This window comes from Vibrio sp. 10N.222.55.A1, from assembly GCF_041473835.1.
Taxonomy (GTDB): domain Bacteria; phylum Pseudomonadota; class Gammaproteobacteria; order Enterobacterales; family Vibrionaceae; genus Vibrio; species Vibrio crassostreae_C.
Genome location: NZ_JBFRSX010000077.1, coordinates 1 through 1,195 on the forward strand (window position 1 = coordinate 1; position 1,195 = coordinate 1,195).

At 43.8% G+C, this 1,195-nt stretch carries 1 protein-coding gene; it reads right to left on the bottom strand.

Annotated features, from left to right (window positions below; all coding sequences use genetic code 11):
* Positions 1 to 26: 26 nt before the first annotated feature.
* Positions 27 to 1,127, bottom strand: a complete 1,101-nt coding sequence (locus tag AB4493_RS19775) for an ISAs1 family transposase (RefSeq protein ID WP_136987121.1) — start codon at positions 1,125 to 1,127, stop codon at positions 27 to 29.
* Between the last annotated feature and the right edge of the window lie 68 nt (positions 1,128 to 1,195).

Consider the following 1,195-nt stretch of genomic DNA (forward strand, 5'->3'; position numbering starts at 1 on the left):
CAGGGCGGGAGCATACTTTGATGGATTTATAACCCAAAGAAGACTCTAGCCCGATAATCGTCGTTCCATCCCGCTTTTTTCAACTTCACCTTTTGACTTGGCGCACCGCAATCACATTGCTTAAGCATGTTCATTACAAAGCGTCTGAACAACGCTATGTTCTCAACGGCACCATCCAAAGTGATTCGAGAGCTATCCTCTTTAAAAACAACATCTAATACGTAGTGTTGGCTGTTTTCAATTCGCCAGTGTTGACGAATATAATGACCAAGTAATTTGTGATTCGGCGACATGGAACTTATGTAGTATGACGTATCTACGGTGCCTTTCCCGTTTATCACTCGGTGGCGTTCCACTGCTATAATGCTTCTTACCGTCGGCCATTTCTTTGCTAGTTCTTCGGGCAACTTAGCCTTAAGTTGAAAAACGTATCGCTCTTCGTTACGACCATGATGTGTCTCTTTGATTTCAGTGACTATTTTCTCTTTCCTAGCATCGAAGATAGCCTGAAACTGTTCAACAACAGCCGCTCTTAGTTTCGGTTGGTTGTTCTTCACTTGAACAACAACATGCGCTTTCTTTTCTTTTATCTTCTCTAGGGTTTCGCGCTGGCAATGCAGCGCATCAATCGTGACCACACTGCCTTTTACATTTATAACATCAAGCATTTGGCGCACAACACTGATCTCGCCATTCTTGTTTTCCGTCGGTTTTTGGCTCAGAACAAGGCCACGCTCAGTGTCATATGCCGTGACCAACTGCAACGCTGTTTTCCTGTCATTTCGATAAGAGCCACGCAGGACTTTTCCGTCGAATGCGATTATGGGTTTATTTTGGTTGGCTCTTTGTTCGTTTATCCACAAGGCCAACGCTTCAAGCAATGACTCCGCAACAACTGAGCGTAATATGCGTGCTATTGTGTGTCGTCGGGGGATTCCATGTTTGAATGGCCTGTACTTTCTTAACCAGCTTAACTTCTCTTCCCCATAAAATTCAATGTCTTGCCATCCTTCGCACCCAGATGCAATAGCACTAATAACGAGGAACATAACGTCAATAAGGTCATGTTTTTGGTTAATGTCAGAACGAGTATCTTCGATGACGGATAGGTGCTCAATTAAGTTCAAAATGGCTGTCTAGCTAAGGGTTTGACGCTATTAGATCATATTTGTTAACAAAGTGCGATCCCGCCCTG